The 15935-nt window shown below is 71.7% G+C and carries 17 protein-coding genes and 2 tRNA genes; 7 read left to right on the forward strand and 12 right to left on the reverse strand.

Annotated elements, in window-relative coordinates:
* Window positions 1-513: 513 nt before the first annotated feature.
* Entirely contained in the window at window positions 514-774 is a 261-nt protein-coding gene (locus PLP61_RS07325; protein ID WP_324501816.1) for a hypothetical protein, read from the forward strand.
* 87 nt (window positions 775-861) lie between these two features.
* Here the strand turns inward: PLP61_RS07325 and PLP61_RS07330 are convergent, their stop codons facing one another.
* Window positions 862-1782: a trypsin-like serine protease gene (locus tag PLP61_RS07330; RefSeq protein ID WP_324501818.1), complete on the reverse strand. Its 921-nt coding sequence runs from the start codon at window positions 1780-1782 to the stop codon at window positions 862-864.
* Between the two features lie 114 nt (window positions 1783-1896).
* Here PLP61_RS07330 and PLP61_RS07335 point away from each other — a divergent pair, with 114 nt between their 5' ends.
* Complete coding sequence (locus PLP61_RS07335) at window positions 1897-2349, forward strand: hypothetical protein (RefSeq protein WP_324501820.1); 453 nt, start codon at window positions 1897-1899, stop codon at window positions 2347-2349.
* 72 nt (window positions 2350-2421) lie between these two features.
* Here the strand turns inward: PLP61_RS07335 and PLP61_RS07340 are convergent, their stop codons facing one another.
* From PLP61_RS07340 to PLP61_RS07370, 7 genes are all read right to left on the reverse strand, one after another.
* Window positions 2422-3771 (reverse strand): M15 family metallopeptidase, encoded by a 1350-nt coding sequence (locus PLP61_RS07340; RefSeq protein WP_324501822.1) that lies wholly within the window; start codon window positions 3769-3771, stop codon window positions 2422-2424.
* Between the two features lie 97 nt (window positions 3772-3868).
* Window positions 3869-3944 (reverse strand) — tRNA-Lys (locus PLP61_RS07345).
* Window positions 3945-4012: 68 nt separating this feature from the next.
* The gene (locus tag PLP61_RS07350; RefSeq protein ID WP_324501824.1) at window positions 4013-4246 is read right to left on the reverse strand and encodes a lipoyl domain-containing protein; all 234 of its coding nucleotides are present in this window, start codon (window positions 4244-4246) and stop codon (window positions 4013-4015) included.
* Entirely contained in the window at window positions 4243-5271 is a 1029-nt protein-coding gene (locus PLP61_RS07355) for an alpha-ketoacid dehydrogenase subunit beta (protein ID WP_324501826.1), read from the reverse strand. The genes PLP61_RS07350 and PLP61_RS07355 overlap by 4 nt, the downstream gene beginning before the upstream one ends.
* A gap of 10 nt (window positions 5272-5281) precedes the next feature.
* Window positions 5282-6289, reverse strand: coding sequence for a thiamine pyrophosphate-dependent dehydrogenase E1 component subunit alpha (locus PLP61_RS07360; protein ID WP_324501827.1), 1008 nt, complete (start codon window positions 6287-6289; stop codon window positions 5282-5284).
* A 103-nt stretch (window positions 6290-6392) separates the two neighbouring features.
* Window positions 6393-7133 carry an IclR family transcriptional regulator gene (locus PLP61_RS07365; RefSeq protein WP_324501829.1) on the reverse strand — a complete coding sequence of 247 codons (741 nt, stop codon included), beginning with the start codon at window positions 7131-7133 and terminating at the stop codon, window positions 6393-6395.
* A gap of 172 nt (window positions 7134-7305) precedes the next feature.
* On the reverse strand, window positions 7306-8880 hold the full coding sequence (locus tag PLP61_RS07370; RefSeq protein WP_324501830.1) for a phytoene desaturase family protein: 1575 nt from the start codon (window positions 8878-8880) through the stop codon (window positions 7306-7308).
* Window positions 8881-8989: 109 nt separating this feature from the next.
* On the opposite strand from PLP61_RS07370, the gene PLP61_RS07375 reads away from it, so the two are divergent.
* A complete protein-coding gene (locus tag PLP61_RS07375) occupies window positions 8990-9937 on the forward strand; it encodes a pirin family protein (protein ID WP_324501832.1) in 948 nt (315 codons plus the stop codon).
* A gap of 51 nt (window positions 9938-9988) precedes the next feature.
* Here PLP61_RS07375 and PLP61_RS07380 read toward each other — a convergent pair.
* A tRNA-His gene (locus PLP61_RS07380) sits at window positions 9989-10064 on the reverse strand.
* Window positions 10065-10121: 57 nt separating this feature from the next.
* Window positions 10122-10769: an oligoribonuclease gene (orn, locus tag PLP61_RS07385; protein WP_324501834.1), complete on the reverse strand. Its 648-nt coding sequence runs from the start codon at window positions 10767-10769 to the stop codon at window positions 10122-10124.
* Window positions 10770-10880: 111 nt separating this feature from the next.
* On the opposite strand from orn, the gene PLP61_RS07390 reads away from it, so the two are divergent.
* The 4 genes from PLP61_RS07390 to PLP61_RS07405 all read left to right on the forward strand — a co-directional run bounded on the left by PLP61_RS07390 (window position 10881) and on the right by PLP61_RS07405 (window position 14581).
* The gene (locus PLP61_RS07390; RefSeq protein ID WP_324501836.1) at window positions 10881-11426 is read left to right on the forward strand and encodes a MauE/DoxX family redox-associated membrane protein; all 546 of its coding nucleotides are present in this window, start codon (window positions 10881-10883) and stop codon (window positions 11424-11426) included.
* Window positions 11407-12126 (forward strand): DsbA family protein, encoded by a 720-nt coding sequence (locus tag PLP61_RS07395; protein WP_324501838.1) that lies wholly within the window; start codon window positions 11407-11409, stop codon window positions 12124-12126. The genes PLP61_RS07390 and PLP61_RS07395 overlap by 20 nt, the downstream gene beginning before the upstream one ends.
* A gap of 2 nt (window positions 12127-12128) precedes the next feature.
* Window positions 12129-13163, forward strand: coding sequence for an adenosine deaminase (locus PLP61_RS07400; RefSeq protein ID WP_324501840.1), 1035 nt, complete (start codon window positions 12129-12131; stop codon window positions 13161-13163).
* Between the two features lie 365 nt (window positions 13164-13528).
* Window positions 13529-14581, forward strand: a complete 1053-nt coding sequence (locus PLP61_RS07405; protein WP_324501841.1) for a TerC family protein — start codon at window positions 13529-13531, stop codon at window positions 14579-14581.
* Between the two features lie 34 nt (window positions 14582-14615).
* Here the strand turns inward: PLP61_RS07405 and PLP61_RS07410 are convergent, their stop codons facing one another.
* Together PLP61_RS07410 and PLP61_RS07415 are read right to left on the reverse strand one after the other, a co-directional pair.
* Window positions 14616-15098 carry a TspO/MBR family protein gene (locus PLP61_RS07410; RefSeq protein ID WP_324501843.1) on the reverse strand — a complete coding sequence of 161 codons (483 nt, stop codon included), beginning with the start codon at window positions 15096-15098 and terminating at the stop codon, window positions 14616-14618.
* On the reverse strand, window positions 15095-15935 hold an 841-nt coding region (locus PLP61_RS07415), incomplete at its 5' end, for an SDR family NAD(P)-dependent oxidoreductase (RefSeq protein WP_324501844.1). The genes PLP61_RS07415 and PLP61_RS07410, both read right to left, overlap by 4 nt.

Below are 15935 nucleotides of genomic sequence, written 5' to 3' on the forward strand. Positions count from 1 at the left end.
AGGGGCGGGGACTTTCAAATGGCCACCAGCGGAGACCGCGAGCTGGCCATTGACACGCGAGGCGTGGAACGCGCTCGTGTCGAGCTGGTCGACCACCTCCATCACAAACCACGCCAGATGATCCGGCGGCAGCCACTCGGCCATATTCGGCGGCAACAAGAACTCCTGATCACGCACCACCGGGCGATACCCACGAGCCATACCCGATGATTTCGTGACGACCCGCCCCAGTCACGCACCCCACCCGGCGATTTCGCAACAGCCACCAGGTGACTGCGATCTTCCGCGGTGTGCTCAGCTGCAGCCAGGCGGCTCGGGAGCTCGCCGCCGTCGCCGCTGAGCGGGCCCAGCACCGCGATCCGCATCGTCCCAGCGTCGCCCCTGCCCGGCGGTCGGGGTCAATGCCCTCGATACCGAGCCGATACCCGAGCGCACCCATGTCGATACCCACCGGTGGCAGACCTGGAGCACCCCGGGGACACCGGCCCCGACCGAGCAGGAAGCAGAACCCTGATGACCACTCACACCTTCGAGTCCGACTCCCGTTTCTGGTGGTGGCGCCCGGCCGCTGCCGCCGTCGTCGTCTCGGGCGCGCTGTCCGCGATCGTCCTCATCCCCGTCACCAGCCAGGCCAGGCCCGAACCGATCACCCGTCACCAGGTGCCGTTGTTCATCCCCACGAGCACGGCTCCGGACGGCGCGACCGGCCACCCGTGCTACCTGGTCCGGGCCCGCTGGAACGTCGCGCTGGACTACCCGCGGCCCGTCTGCTGACGTGGACCAGAGGACCCAGACGTCGACCACGCCGACCCGTCACCCATGACGACTGCCATGTGTGACGGGTCGGGTGGGGGACGAGCGTTACGGCGTGAGCCCGAAGCCCGCCAGGAACGCCAGGTCGTCGGGCTGGTCGAGGCGGTACCCGCCCCCGCCGGCCTTGCAGTTCTGGTCGATGCCGAAGGAGGTGACGGTGATGACCGTGGTGCTCCCCTTCGGGAACGTCGGGCCGCCGGAGTCCCCGAAGCAGGTGCCACCGGTGTGCGGCTTGCCCTTGTTGCTGGAGTAGCCGACCGCCGTGCCCTTGCCGGAGCCGTAGACACCGTTGAGGCTGTTGATCTTCACCGTCGCCACCCGCCGGGTGTCGCCGCCCTCGACGCCCTGCGGCATCGACTTCTCCAGCCCGTAGCCGACCGCGGTGTAGGTGGCGTTCTTGTCAGCCTTGTAGAGCCGGTCGATCAGCCCTTGGCTGGGCAGGGTCCCGTAGGTGCCCATGACCACCGGCTCGGAGAGCACGAGCACCCCGGCGTCGTGCAGGTAGAACGCGTTCTCGTCGTAGTCGGGGTGCGGGTACGCCGTCGCCCGGACCCACTCGGTGCTGGCGTCCAGAGCGGCCGACCAGGCGGCGTACCGGGCCGCGTTGCTGGGCACGAACGTCGAGCTCGGCGGCAGGATCGAGTAGTCGGGCACCTCCGCGAAGCTGATCCACACGTCGTTGCCGCCGGAGCCGTCGGCGGTCTCCTGGCCGTTCCTGCCGGTGCCGAACGTGCAGTGGCCCGCAGTGACAACGTGGGTCGGGTCGACCAGGGTGCCAGTGCAGTTGAACCAGCTGCCCGGGTCGGTGAACCTCGGGTCGGACTCGCCCGGCTGGTAGAAGAGCAGCTGGCCGACGTACGGGTGGGCGCCACCGTCCGGCTGCCCGTTGGTGATGGCGCGTGCCGGCGCGAGTGGCGCGACCAGCGCCAGGACGAATGCGGCAAGCAGGACTGTCGTACGACGACGCATCGGACCTCCCCCGTGGAACGTGTGTGATGCAACCTTCGTACCCCCGATCCCGCCGCGCTGGCAAGGCTGGTCGCCGACCTTCCCGCGTCGGACGGCTGGGCGCATGATGGGGGTATGACGCGGATCATGGTCGTGGCCAACCAGACGCTCGGCTGCCCCGAGCTGGAGGGGGCGCTGGCGCCGTACCTGGAGGGGGGCTCCGCCGAGCTCGTGCTGGTCGCCCCCATCACGGCGATCGAGGGCGAGCAGCAGTGGGACTACCCGCCCATCGACCGGTACATCCCCAGCCCGGAGCAGATCGCGCACGCCCTCGCGGCTGCCCGTCTCGAGCACGAGCTGGAACGGCTCCGGAGCCTGGGCGCGAGCGTGCAGGGGGAGGTGGTCGACCACGACCCGGTGGGGCGGGTCCGCGAGCTCCTCTCCGAGTCGGCGTTCGACGAGGTGGTCGTCTGCACGCTGCCGACGAGGCTGTCGCGCTGGCTCCGTATCGACCTGCCGGGCCGGCTGGCCAAGGCGGCCACGGTGCCGGTGCGGCACGTGCCCGGCTCGGCGGGGCCTTCCCTGTAGGGGATCGCGGCGGGCCTCCAACGTGATTCTCTGGCCCGAACGGTCTGCTCCGGACTCGCCCGGGGGATCGACTCAGGGGACGACGTCGAAATGCTGGGAGTCCTTGGTGCCGTAGGTCCACTGCAGCCCGTGGGCGGCCATCACCCCCACCACCTCGTGGGCCGTCGACCGCCACGCCACTCGGGGGTGGGAGTGGGACAGCCACCAGCTGTTGGGAACCGTCCCCTCCTGCGACTGGTAGGGGTTCTCCCACGGGTTGAGGTCGATCGACCGTCCCCACGCGTGCGGTGAGAGGGACCCGGGCTTGCCCACCACCGAGCGACAGTTGAACGCCGAGGAGTTGTCGGCGGACATCGAGGCGTAGTTGTCGGCCCCGTGCAGCACGTCCGACCAGCCGAACCGGTCGACCCGGTACGTGGCGCGCAGGGGCAGCAGCCGGTCGTACAGGTCCGACAGGGCGTCAGCCATGACCTGGATGGAGTCCCGGTGCGCCACCAGCTCCCCGCGGCGGCGGTAGCCGAGGAAGTCCCAGTAGTTGATCCTCAGCAGGCGCAGCCGGGCGCGCGGTACGGGGCAGCCCTGGTGCCAGCTGCGGCCCTTCATCTGGAGCCAGACCGCGTCCGGGATCCTGAAGATGACCGGGTTGGCGCCTTCCCCCACGGCATGCGGCTGGTCCGGGAGCGGGGTGCTCACCGGCGCCCTGGCCGGGAGCACGACCGGGATGCCTGGAGGAAGGTTGTCGATCACGTGCACGGCGCTGCGAGCACCCGCGACCCAGTCCTGCGGATGCCCCCGGGCGCGCCAGCGGGTGTCCGTCCTGGGGTGCACGGTCACGGTGGCGCGTCCGTCCTCGTCCGTGGTGGTCTCGCGCACCTCCTCCCACTCACCACCGGCGATCCGGCGGTCCAGCGTCACCCGACCGGCGACAGGCGCACCGTTGGCGGCCAGCCACCGGACCTGGATCGGCACCGAGGTCTCGTCGACGACGGTGCCGGGACCGCTCAGGCGGAGCGTGCTCTCGCGGCGTACCAGTGGCACGGTCACCGGTCCGGACCCCGACGAGGAGTACGTCTCGTCGCCGGTGAACCTGGCACGGAAGGTGTTCTCGGAGGCGCTCCGGGAGAGAGTCACCTCGAGGTCTGCGTGACCTACGTCGTCGGTCTCCACGCTCGCGACGCGCCGCCACCTGTCGGTCCGCCGCTGCACGATGAGGGGTGCGCCGGCGACCGGAGTCCCGAGGAGAGTCGCCAGATCGATCTCCAGGGTGGTGGCCTCGTCGGCGTACGCCGCGGCGCCGACCATCGTGACCACCGTGGGTGTCAGCTCGTCCGCGGCAACGCCGTCTGCGGCGACGGGAACGACCGCCACCGCGACACCGCAGAGAGCCAGCGTGAAGGTCACCAGCGAGTGCCGGAGCCTCATACCTTCATCTTCCCTCGTGCGGTGAGCACGGCACCAGCGGCAGTGATGGGTGAGGTGATGTTGGCGGGCCCGGAAGGCCACTCAGCGAGTCGGACTTTGGTACGCCATCAGGGACTCGAACCCCGAACCCGCTGATTAAGAGTCAGCTGCTCTGCCAATTGAGCTAATGGCGCGTGGTGAAGCGGGGTCAAGGCTACCAGCGCCCACCCGGGCGGCGAAATCCGCTGGGGAGCGCTCGGGCTCAGGAGATCGTGGCGATCACGCTGCCCTGGGTGACCTCCACCCCCTCCTCGACCTGGACGTGCAGGGTGCCCGAGGTAGGGGCGACCACCTCCGCGTCCACTTTGTCCATCTGCACCTCGGCCACCACCTGGCCTGCGGCCACCTGCTCGCCCTCGCGGGCGAACCAGGTGGCCAGCACGCCGGTGGCCGACGGGTTCTCCTGGCTCATCGCCGGGAAGAGGACGTCGGTCATCCGAGAGCCTTCCGGACGGCCGCCTCGATCCGGTCCTGCCGGGGGAGCGCGGCGTACTCCAGCGACCGGGCGTAGGGGATCGGTACGTCGGGGACGGCGACCCGCTGGGCCGGCACTCGCAGCAGGCCCGGGTCGACGTCGGCGACCGAGGCCACCACCTCGCCGGACATGCCGAAGGAGTGGTAGTCCTCGTCGACCACGACCAGCCGCCCGGTCTTGGCCACCGAGGTGAGGACGGCCTCACGGTCGAGCGGGACCAGCGACCGGAGGTCGAGCACCTCGACGCTGATCCCCTCCTCGGCGAGCTTCTCGGCGACGTCGAGCGCGTGGTGGACCGACAGCGAGATCGTCACCACGGACACGTCGGCGCCCTCCCGAGCGATGGCCGCCTTCCCGATGGGCACGACGTACTCGCCCTCGGGGACCACGTCGATCGACCGCGGGTTCTTCACCATCCACGGCAGCCCCATCACGCCCTTGTGGAACATGTAGACGACGGGGGAGTCGTCGCGGATCGCCGAGGTCATCAGGCCCTTCGCGTCGGCCGGGGTGGAGGGGACGACGACCTTCATCCCGGGCAGGTGGGCGAACATCCCCCACAGGCACTGGGAGTGCTGCGCGGCGTCGGAGTAGCCGCCGCCCACGGCGGCGGTGAGCACCATCGGGACCTTGACGTTCCCGCCGGACTCGAAGCCGATCTTGGCCATGTGGTTGTAGATCTGGTCCAGGCACACGCCCATGAAGTCGACGAACATCAGCTCGGCGATCGGCCGCATGCCCTCGGTGGCGGCGCCCACGGCCAGCCCGATGAACGCGGTCTCGGAGATGGGCGTGTCGATGATCCGCTCGGGGCCGAACTCGTCGAGGAGCCCGGTCGTGGAGGAGAAGATGCCGCCGTACTTGCCGACGTCCTCCCCGAGGTAGAACACCTCGGGGTTCGCGCGCATCTCCTGCGCGATGGCCTCCACCATCGCCTTGGAGGTGTTCAGCCGCCGGGTCTGGGCGGGGCTCTCGGTCATGGTCATCTCGGGCTCCTCACGCGAAGACGTGGTCGCGGACGGTGGCCGGGTCCGGTTCCGGACTCGACGTGGCGAACGCCACGGCGGCCTCGACGCGCCGGGACGCGTCGGCCTTGATGCTCTCGACGACGCCGTCGTCGAGGACGCCTGCCTCGCGCAGCGCCGCCTCGTAGCGGGGCAGCGGGTCGTGCGACGGCACCTCGGCGAGCTCGGGCCGGTACCCCTGGGCGTCGCCCTCGAAGTGGCCCCACAGTCGTACGGTGTGCACCTCCAGCAGGCTCGGGCCGCCCCCGGACCTCGCCCGCTCGACCGCTCGGCCGGCCGCGGCGTACACCGCGTCGACGTCGTTGTCCTCCACGCGCTCGCCGGGCATGCCGTACGCCGCCGCACGGTCGGCGTTGGACGGGATGGCCGTGGAGCCGGCCCGCGGCACCGAGATCGCCCAGTCGTTGTCCTCCACGACGAAGAGCACCGGGAGCCGCCACAGCGCCGCCAGGTTCAGCGACTCGTGGAACGCGCCCTGGTTCGCCGCGCCCTCGCCGGTCACCGCGACGGCGATCCGGTCGGTGCCGCGGCGCTTGAACGCGAAGGCCGCCCCGAGTGCCGGCGGGTAGCCCTCGGCGATGATGCCGGAGCAGGAGAAGTGGGTCGCGGGGTCGAACAGGTGCATGTGCCCGCCGCGGCCGCGCCCGAGCCCGTCGACCCGGCCGAAGATCTCGGCGGTCATCGCGTCCAGGTCCATGCCGTGGGCGATGGCGAAGTGGTGCGGCCGGTGGGTGGCCGTCACGGCGTCGTCGGTCGTCAGGTGGGCGCACACCCCGGCCGCCACCGGCTCCTGGCCCGCCGAGAGGTGCATCTCGCCGGGCACGAGCCCCTTGCCGATGTCGAACCCGGGGCCCTTGTCGGCGTGGTACTCCCTGAGGATCGCTTCTTCGTAGGTCCGGCAGAGCACCATGGTCTGGTAGAGCGCTCGTCGGGTGTCCGCGGCAAGCCCGGCCGCGGTGGGAGAGACGTCAGTGGTCATGGAGGGCTCCCTTCGCTGGTTGCGTCCCCGTGCCTCTCCAGCGTTCAGCGCCGCGCCGGGTCGGGCCAGGTGGGGTTTTCAGATGGTGACACCGCTCACAGCGTCACGCGTCGGCGGAGAGGGCGATGAGTCGCGCCGCGCGGCGGAGCGCCCCCGCCGCCTCGGGCAGGCGGGAGCGCTGCTCGGCAGGCACGGAGACGGCCACCGCGCCGGTGAGGGTGCGCGCCTGCACGGGAACGGCCAGGCAGGTCACGCCGACGGCGTACTCCTCGCCGTCGAAGGTGAGTGACGGGCTCTGGGCGATCTCGTCCAGGAGCCGTCTGCGGCTCGTGGTGGTGCTGGGGGTCAGGTCGACGAGGGGATGGCTGGCAAGGTAGTCCCGCCGGGTGTCCCCGGGTAGCGCGGCCAGCACCGCCTTCCCCAGCGCGGTGGCGTGGGCGGCGTCCTCGAAGCCCACCCACATGTCGGTGCGGGGGTGGGCGGTGCTGTCGGCGACGTCGACGAGGCGGATACAGTTGCCGTCGAGGACCGAGAGGTACGCCGCAGCGCCCACCTCGTCGTGCAGCGAGCGGAGGACCCGGTGGCTGCGTCCGCCGGCATCGGTGCCGGAGCGGCGCTGGACCAGCGTGCTCACCCGGTCGCCGAGCACGTAGCCGCCGTCCACGCGGTCCAGGAAGCCCTCGTGGACCAGTGTCCGCAGCAGGTGGTAGGTGGTGCCCAGGGGCAGCCCGACCAGCCGGGCCAACTTCTTGGCCGGCACGGCGGCGGGCTGTGATCCGACCGCGTCCAGCAGCGACAGCGCTCGCACCACGGAGTTGATGAGGGTGGGACCCGTCTCGGCCATCGGTGCTCCTTCGGCCGAGCGTACGACCGGAGCCCACGGCCGTCTACGGTCGCTACCTGCGGGGCGGTCCCGGAGTAGCGCGAAGATCGCCCGTGGGCTCAGCCCAGATCCCGCGTCGACCCGTCACAAATGGCGCGCAATTTGTGACAGGTCGCGCGCAATTTGTGCCGGGTCAGCGGGAGGCGAGGACCGCCTGGGCGGCGTGGTGGCCGCTGAGGCCCGAGACCCCGCCGCCGCGACGCGCGCCGGAGCCGCAGACCAGCACCGACGGCTGGTCGGTCTGCACCCCCCACTGCTGGGCGGGGGTGTCCAGCCGGGCGCGGTTGGAGGCCCACGGCCACTCCACGTCGCCGTGGTAGATGTGGCCGCCGGGCATGGCCAGCTCGGCCTCGACCTCCTGGGGGATCCGGGCCTCGATGCACGGGTTGCCGTGCGCGTCGGTCGCGACGCACGAGGCGATCTCGTCGACCAGGTGCTCGTCGATGGCCTCCAGGGCGCGGCGGACCGCCTCGGCCTTGGCCTCCTCCCGGGACTCCTCGAACAGCGAGGGCGGGGTGAAGAGCCCGAAGTAGGTCAGCGTGTGCGCCCCCCGGTCGGCGAGCTCGCCGAGGATCGAGGGGTCGGTGAGGGAGTGGCAGTAGAGCTCGCCCGGCAGCACCGCCGGGAGTCTCCCGGCGTCGGCCTCGGCGTACGCCTCCTCGAGCTGGGCGTAGCCCTGGGCGACGTGGAACGTTCCCGCGAAGGCGACCTGGGGGTTGATCCCCGACCGCAGTCGGGGTAGGCGGTCCAGCAGCAGGTTGATCTTGAGCTGGGCGCCCTGCGGCTTGTTCTCGGGCTCGTCGGGTGAGCCGAGCAGGATCTCCAGCACCCAGGGGGCGACGTTGCTGAGCACGATGCGGCAGCCCACGGTGTGGACGCCGGTGGCGTCCCGCCAGGTCACCTCGGCGCCGTCCTCGTCGGACCGCAACGCGCTCACCCCGGCCGAGGTCAGGATCTCCGTGCCCGCGGCCACGGCCGCCCGCGCCAGTGCTGCGGTGACCGCCCCCATCCCCCCGACCGGCACCCGCCACTCGCCGGTGCCGTTGCCCATGGCGTGGTGGAGGAAGGTGCGGTTCTGCACCAGGGACGGGTCGTGCAGGGAGGTGAACGTGCCGATCAACGCGTCCGTGGCGACCACGCCACGGATGCCGTCGTCGCGGAAGCGGGCCTCCAGGGTCCGCCCGAGAGGCGTCGCGACCAGGTCGTCCCACACCCGGGACTCCACCTGGGAGCGGATGTCCCGCTCGACGGGCAGCGGGGACAGCAGCGTCGGGGCCACCGCCCGGACCAGCGACCCGACGTCGTCGTAGAAGGCGCGCCAGGCGTCGTACTCCTCGGTGCTGCCGGTGAGGACCCGGAAGGACGCGCGGGTAGCTGCGCCCTCCGGCCGCTCGACCAGCAGCCCGGTGTGCCGGCCGTCCCGGACCAGAGGGGTGTAGGAGGCGGTGCTGCGCGAGGCCAGCTGAAGGTCCAGGTCGAGGTCGGTGACGATCTGGTCGGGCAGCAGCGAGACGAGGTAGGCGTAGCGCGACAGCCGGGCCGGCCGGCCGGGGAACGGCTGCGCCGAGACGGCCGCGCCCCCCACCTCCGGCAGACGCTCGAGGACCAGCACCGACAGTCCCGCGCGGGCGAGGTACGCCGCCGCGGTGAGGCCGTTGTGCCCGCCACCGACCACGACCACGTCGTAGCGCTGCTTCGCTGATCCCACGCGGCCAACCTAGCGGAGCGGCCACAGCGAGGCGCGGAGTTCGGCCCCTCCCGGAATATATGAGGATTCAACTATCGTTGTGCGGATCAGTCGTCCCGAGGAGTGCCTGATGCCCGCCGTCACCGTCGAAGACCTGACCGTCCTGCCGCGTCTGGCCCGGCCGGGGCTCGGCGACCAGCCGCGCCCCGTGTGGCAGGTGACGAACGCGCCGTCGGGCTACGAGGGGGAGGGGTTCCCGGTGCGCCGGGCCTTCGCCGGCATCGACCTCAGCCACCTCGACCCGTTCATCATGATGGACCAGATGGGCGAGGTGAACTACGCGCCGGGCGAGCCCAAGGGCACCCCGTGGCACCCGCACCGCGGCTTCGAGACGGTCACCTACATCATCGACGGGACGTTCGACCACCAGGACTCCCACGGCGGCGGCGGGACCATCACCAACGGCGACACCCAGTGGATGACGGCCGGCGCGGGCATCCTGCACATCGAGGCCCCGCCGGAGTGGCTGGTCCAGAAGGGCGGCCTGTTCCACGGCATCCAGCTCTGGGTCAACCTGCCGCGGGACGCCAAGCTGGAGGCCCCGCGCTACCAGGACCTGCGCTCGGGCACGGTGGCGCTCGCGACGACGTACGACGCCGGCGCACTCGTGCGGGTCATCGCCGGGAGCGTCGACGGCCACCAGGGACCGGGGTCCACCCACACGCCGATGGCACTGGTGCACGCCACCGTGGAGCCCGGCGCGCGGCTGGAGCTCCCGTGGGAGGTGGAGTACAACGCCCTCGGCTACGTCCTGAACGGCTCGGGGACCGTCGGCGCCGACGACCGGCCGGTGCGGACCGGCCAGGCCACGCTGTTCGGGCCCGGTGACTACCTCACGTACGCCGCCGACCCGGTCCAGGACGGCCGCGCGGTCACGCTCGACGTGATCATCGTCGGCGGGCGGCCGATCCGGGAGCCCATCGCCTGGGCCGGCCCGTTCGTGATGAACACCAAGGACGAGGTCCTCACCGCCTACGAGGACTACCAGAGGGGCCGCTTCGGCCACATCCCGGTCTGAGGCGCCGACGGCCGGACCCACACCCGGTGAGCCCGGCCGTCCGCGCCTGGCTGGGGTGAGTGACGGGACTCGAACCCGCGACCACCTGGACCACAACCAGGTGCTCTACCAGCTGAGCTACACCCACCATGGGACGACGCCCGGCAGTGCCTGGGCGTCGGGACCGGGAGAAGTGTAACGCCCTTCAGGCCCGCTTCTCACCATCGGGGGCGTCGGGCAGCACGGTGGAGGAGGCAAGCGCGCCACCGTGCCGCGCTGCGATCGCCCGCGCGGTGTCGGAGTCGGGTCCCGGAGGGGGCACGAACACCGCCTCGCGGTAGTACCGCAGCTCCTCGATGCTCTCGCGGATGTCGGCGAGCGCCCGGTGGTTGCCCTTCTTCGTCGGCGCCTGGAACCAGGCCCGGGGGTACCACCGGCGGGCCAGCTCCTTGATCGAGGACACGTCCACGATCCGGTAGTGCAAGAACGCCTCCAGGGTCGGCATGTCGCGGGCCAGGAACGCCCGGTCGGTGGCGACGGTGTTGCCGGCCAGCGGTGGCCGGCTGCCGTCCGCACAGTGCTCCCGGATGTAGTCGAGCACCTGCTGCTCCGCCTCGGCGAGCGTGATCCCGTGCGTCAGCTCCTCCAGCAGTCCCGACGACTCGTGCATCGTCCGCACGAAGTCGGTCATCTGCGCCAGCGCGGACTCCGGGGGCTTGACCACGAGGTCGATCCCCTCGCCGATCACTGTGAGGTCGAAGTCGGTGACCAGCGCGGCGACCTCGATCAGCGCGTCGGCCCGCAGGTCCAGGCCCGTCATCTCGCAGTCGATCCAGACCAGGCGTTCGCTCACAGGAACCCACCCTACCCAGGCTTGCCGCGACGCAGCCGGGGCCGCGCCGCGAGGGCCCCAGGAACGGTCTGCCGCGGGCCCGGTTCGCCTCGTCACCTAGGCTGTCTCCTCGTGAGTGACCGTACCCGTCGGACCCGACGCTGGGTCGACGCCCGGGCCGCCCACCCCTCCACGCCGTGGATCGGTCTGGTCATCCGCCTCGTCCTCGGCGGCTTCATCCTGTGGGCGAGCCTGGCCAAGCTGACCGACCCCTACGCCAGCGTCGTGTCGGTGCGGGCCTACGACCTGCTGCCCGAGCCGCTGGTCAAGCTGGTGGGCTACTCGCTGCCGGTCGTCGAGCTGCTGGTCGCGCTGTGCCTGCTCCTCGGCCTGATCACCCGGGTGACCGCCGTGTTCGCGGCCGGGCTGATGGTGGTCTTCGTGATCGGCATCGCCTCGGTGTGGGCCCGGGGCATGGAGATCGACTGCGGCTGCTTCGGCAGCGGCGGTCCCCAGCCGGGCGCCTCGTCGAAGTACCCCTGGGAGATCGCGCGAGACGTCGGCTTCTTCCTGATGGCCGGGTGGCTGTTCCTGTGGCCCAGGACCAGGTACGCCCTCGACAACCTGCTCTTCCCCCGCACCCTCGAAAGGATCCCCGATGCCGAAGAAGTCCGCTGAGTCGCGCGCCGAGCGCACCGCTGCCTTGATGAAGGAGCAGCAGCGCAAGGAGCGGATGCGCCAGCTGGGGATCGTCGGCGCCATCATGGCGCTGCTCGCGATCGTCGTGGTGATCGGCATCGTCGTGATGGGCAACGCCGACAAGACCAGCAGCAGCACGGTCGCCGACAGCGAGTTCGGCCTGGCCCTCGGCCCGGACGACGCGCCGACCAAGGTCGTCGTGTACGAGGACTTCCTCTGCCCGGCCTGCGGCTACTTCGAGAAGATCACCCACGAGAAGTTCACGGCCGCCGCCGCCGCCGGCAAGGTGCAGGTGGAGTACCGGCCGTTCTACTTCCTGCAGAACCCTGACTTCGAGGAGTACTCGCTGCGCGCCACCAACGCCTTCCGGGCGGTGTGGGAGCAGCAGGGCGAGGAGGCCGCGATGGTGATGCACAACGCGCTCTTCGCCGAGCAGCCCTCGGAGTCCGGTCCGTTCCCCGACGACGACTGGCTGGTGCAGAAGGCGGTGGCGGCCGGGGCCACCGAGTCCGAGGTCCGGCCCGCGATCGAGGACCTGGAGTTCAAGGACTGGGTGAACGACGCGACCAAGGACGCCTCCGAGATCCGGGCGACCCCGACGATCTACCTCAACGGGAAGCTCGTGGAGGCGAGCAGCCTGGACGAGTCGGCCCAGATCGTCCTGGACGCGATCGGCTGACCGTGACCGCCGGCCTCGAGGCCTTCATCGCCCGGCTGCCCAAGGCCGAGCTGCACGTGCACCAGGTGGGGTCGGCCTCACCGGAGATCGTCGCCATGCTCGCCGGGCGGCACCCCGGCAGCGTGCCGGACGACCCGGAGGACCTGGCGGCCTTCTTCGAGTTCCGCGACTTCGCCCACTTCATCGAGGTCTACCTCGCGGTCGTCGACCTGGTGCGCACGCCCGAGGACGTGCGGCTGCTCACCTACGAGGTGGCCCGGGAGATGGCCCAGGGCCAGCAGATTCGGTACGCCGAGCTGACCTGCACGCCGTACACCTCCGTGATGCCGCACGACCCCGGACGCGGGATGCCGATCGAGGCGTACACCGAGGCGATCGAGGCCGCGCGGGTGGCCGCCGAGCGCGACTTCGGGCTGGTCCTGCGGTGGATCTACGACATCCCGGGGGAGTTCGGGCTGCCTGCGGCCGAGGCCACCCTCGGCTTCGTCCTCGACCACCGCGTCGATGCCCTGGTCGGCTTCGGACTCGGCGGGCCCGAGATCGGCGTGCCACGCCCGCAGTTCCAGGCCCACTTCGACACCGCCCGCGCGGCCGGGCTGCGCAGCGTGCCCCACGCGGGAGAGACCACGGGGCCGCAGACGGTGTGGGACGCGCTGCGGCTCCTGGGAGCGGAGCGGATCGGGCACGGCACGACGGCCGCGCAGGACCCGGCCCTGCTGGCGCACCTGGCGCGGGAGCAGGTCCCGTTGGAGGTCTGCCTGTCCTCCAACCTGGCGACCCGGGCGGTGGCCACGCTCGCCGAGCACCCGGTGCGCGCCTTCGTGGCGGCGGGGGTGCCGGTGACCGTGAACTCCGACGACCCGCCGATGTTCGGCACCACGCTCAACCGCGAGTACTCGCTGGCCGCCGACCTGCTGGAGCTCGACGAGCGGGGCGTGGCCGACCTGGCCCGCGCCGCGGTGACGGCGTCCTTCGCCGACCGGGCGACCCGGACCGCCCTGCTCACCGAGATCGACCGGTACGCCGGCCTGCTGTGACGGCCTCGGGCCCCGCAAACTCATACTTTGCGGGGCCCACCCCTTCCTATCCCGCGTGACGGGGGATCCCCGGCATTTGGCTGCGTGTCGTTTCTTCCCCACTGCCGCGGGGTTGTGGTCGCTCAGGACCTCCCAACCAGGCCCTCTGGCGACAACAGCCCCGCGGCAGACGGGTGGGACGGCGACGGCTTGGGTCGAGCCCGGCCCGGCCGCTACACTCGTGCGCGAGGGGAGTACTTCCGTCGTCCCGTCCCGGTCATTTCGGTGCCGCCACCGGCGCCTCGGGCGGGGGCCCTGTGTGCGCCGCCACTCGGCGGAGCGGCAGGGTGAAGGAGACCTCAGGCCGTTCGACCTGAGGAACCTCCGTGTCTCTCTCCTTGGCGCCGCTCGCGGCGACCGCGACCACCGGGCAGTCCAGCATCGGCACCCCCACGCTCTGGGCGCTGCTGATCGGCGCGGTCGTCGCGCTGCTCGTCCTGGACTTCCTGATCACCCGTCGCCCTCACGAGGTGACCATGCGGGAGGCAGTGGCCTGGTCGGCCTTCTACGTCGCCCTGCCACTCCTCTTCGGCGGCTACGTCTGGGCGGCGTACGGCGGGGACCGGGGGCTGGAGTACTACTCCGGCTACGTCGTGGAGAAGTCCCTGAGCGTCGACAACCTGTTCGTGTTCATGCTCATCCTCAGTGCGTTCGCGGTCCCGGCCGTGCTCCAGCAACGAGTCCTGCTCTACGGCATCATCGGGGCCCTGGTGCTCCGCGGGGTGTTCATCGCCCTCGGGGCAGCCGCCCTCCAGGCCTTCGACTGGGTGTTCCTGCTGTTCGGGCTGGTCCTGGTGGCGACCGCGGTCAAGATCCTGCGCGACGCGGTCACGGGGGCCAACCACGAGGTCGACGTGGACCGGATGGGCAGCGTACGGCTGCTGCGACGGTTCTTCCCGGTGACCGAGGACTACGAGGGCCCTCGGATGCTCTCGCGGGTGGGGGGGCGCCGCGCGCTCACCCCGTTCGCGGTCGTCGTCTTCGCCGTGCTCGCCACCGACATCGTCTTCGCGGTCGACTCGGTGCCGGCGGTCTACGGCATCACCGGCGACCCGTTCCTGGTCTTCGCCACCAACGCGTTCGCGCTGCTGGGACTGCGCTCGCTCTACTTCGTGCTCCAGGGTGCCCTGGACAAGCTCGTCTACCTGGGCTTCGGCCTGGCCGCGATCCTGGCGTTCATCGGGGCCAAGCTGGGGCTGCACTGGGCGCACCTGACCTGGCCCGGGGTCCCGGAGATCCCGACCACGACCTCGCTGCTGGTGATCGTGGGGATCCTCGTGGTGACCACGGTCGGCAGCCTGGTCTCCGTCCGGCGTCGCGAGGCCGCTCGGCGGGCGGTGGAGCCCGCCGGCCAGGACGAGAAGGTCAGCGTGCGCTGACCGGTCGATCCGGCCCCGGCTGGGCCGGCCTGGGTCAGCGGAGGCCGGCGCGGTTGCGCCGGAGTATGTCGGCGTTCAGCGCCGTGGCGAACCAGGTCCAGGCGAGGTACGGCGTCAGTGCCGCCCCCGCCCTGGCGTCGACCCGCCCGACCCTGCGGGCGAGATCGGCGTTCGACAGGTCCAGGGCCAGGATCCCCGCCAGTGCCAGGTCGGGGCGACGGGCCGTGAAGAACAGCCACGACCACGCCGCGTTGAGCCCCAGGTTGAGCCAGGCCGCGCGCTCGATCCGGCGCCGCTCCTCGGGGCCGGCCTCGGCCAGGGCCTGGGCGGTGCTGGCGGCGATCAGGGCGTACAGGGTCGTCCACGCGGGGCCGAAGGCCGCGGGTGGGGGCTGCCAGGGCGGCTTGCGGAGCGACAGGTACCACGCCGAGCGTGGGCGGGTCCCGAGCCCGCCCACCACCGCGGTGGTGAGCACGGCCGGCACCGTGCGACGGAGCTGACGGCCGACCCCGCTCACGCAGGGAGCCCCGTCTGCTCGGAGACCCACTGCCACATCCGTGCCGTGGCCTGGGGTCCGGTACGCGTGCCCCGGCGGAAGTGGGTCGGCCGCGGCCGCCGGTCGTGCCAGAGGCCGCCGCCGGACGGAGGGGGCTCCTCGGCCGCGAGCCAGACCGTGGTGTCGGCGCCCGAGGCGGCGTCGCGCAGGATCGGGCGGGTGAGGGTGTGGAAGGTGGGGAGGGACTCCACCACGCCCGGGGTCGCCGCCCAGCCGGGATGGGTCGCGTAGACGCGCACGCCCGCGGCGCCCCACCGCTCCTGCAGCACGGGCAGCAGCTCCACCTGGGCCCGCTTCGACCGGGCGTACGCCGTGGTGCCCGAGTAGGTGCCGTCGTGGTACTCCGGGTCGTCCTCACGCAGCCGCTGGGCGTACATCCCGCCGGAGGTCACCAGCACCACCCTCGCCTCGTGACCGCTCAGGCTCGGCAGCAGCAGCTCGGTCATCAGCACCGGCCCCAGCACGTGCAGGGCCATGGTCAGCTCGTGGCCCTGGGGCGACTCGGATCGGGTGGGCGGGAGCGCCCCGGCGTTGTGGACGAGCACGTCCAGGCGCGGGACCCGGGCGGTGAAGTCCGCCGCGAACCGGCGTACGTCGTCGAGGTCGGCCACGTCACAGCGGTGGATGTCCACCGTGCCACCGGGCACCTCCGCGACGAGCTCCTTCCTGACCCCGGCCGCCTTGTCGGGGTCGCGCACGACCAGGTGCACCGTCGCCCCCAGCCGGAGCAGGCCGGCGGCGGTGGCGGCGCCCAGCCCCGAGGTGGCTCCGGTGACCGGCACGGGGCGGCCACGCCGG

Source organism: Nocardioides sp., assembly GCF_035429765.1.
In the GTDB taxonomy this organism is placed as follows: domain Bacteria; phylum Actinomycetota; class Actinomycetes; order Propionibacteriales; family Nocardioidaceae; genus Nocardioides.

Coding starts and splice junctions, on each gene's coding strand:
- PLP61_RS07360 (WP_324501827.1), bottom strand. CDS start 6,289: ATGACCACTGACGTCTCTCCCACCGCGGCCGGGCTTGCCGCGGACACC.
- PLP61_RS07375 (WP_324501832.1), top strand. CDS start 8,990: ATGCCCGCCGTCACCGTCGAAGACCTGACCGTCCTGCCGCGTCTGGCC.
- PLP61_RS07365 (WP_324501829.1), bottom strand. CDS start 7,133: ATGGCCGAGACGGGTCCCACCCTCATCAACTCCGTGGTGCGAGCGCTG.
- PLP61_RS07340 (WP_324501822.1), bottom strand. CDS start 3,771: ATGAGGCTCCGGCACTCGCTGGTGACCTTCACGCTGGCTCTCTGCGGT.
- PLP61_RS07325 (WP_324501816.1), top strand. CDS start 514: ATGACCACTCACACCTTCGAGTCCGACTCCCGTTTCTGGTGGTGGCGC.
- PLP61_RS07350 (WP_324501824.1), bottom strand. CDS start 4,246: ATGACCGACGTCCTCTTCCCGGCGATGAGCCAGGAGAACCCGTCGGCC.
- PLP61_RS07395 (WP_324501838.1), top strand. CDS start 11,407: ATGCCGAAGAAGTCCGCTGAGTCGCGCGCCGAGCGCACCGCTGCCTTG.
- PLP61_RS07335 (WP_324501820.1), top strand. CDS start 1,897: ATGACGCGGATCATGGTCGTGGCCAACCAGACGCTCGGCTGCCCCGAG.
- PLP61_RS07355 (WP_324501826.1), bottom strand. CDS start 5,271: ATGACCATGACCGAGAGCCCCGCCCAGACCCGGCGGCTGAACACCTCC.
- PLP61_RS07330 (WP_324501818.1), bottom strand. CDS start 1,782: ATGCGTCGTCGTACGACAGTCCTGCTTGCCGCATTCGTCCTGGCGCTG.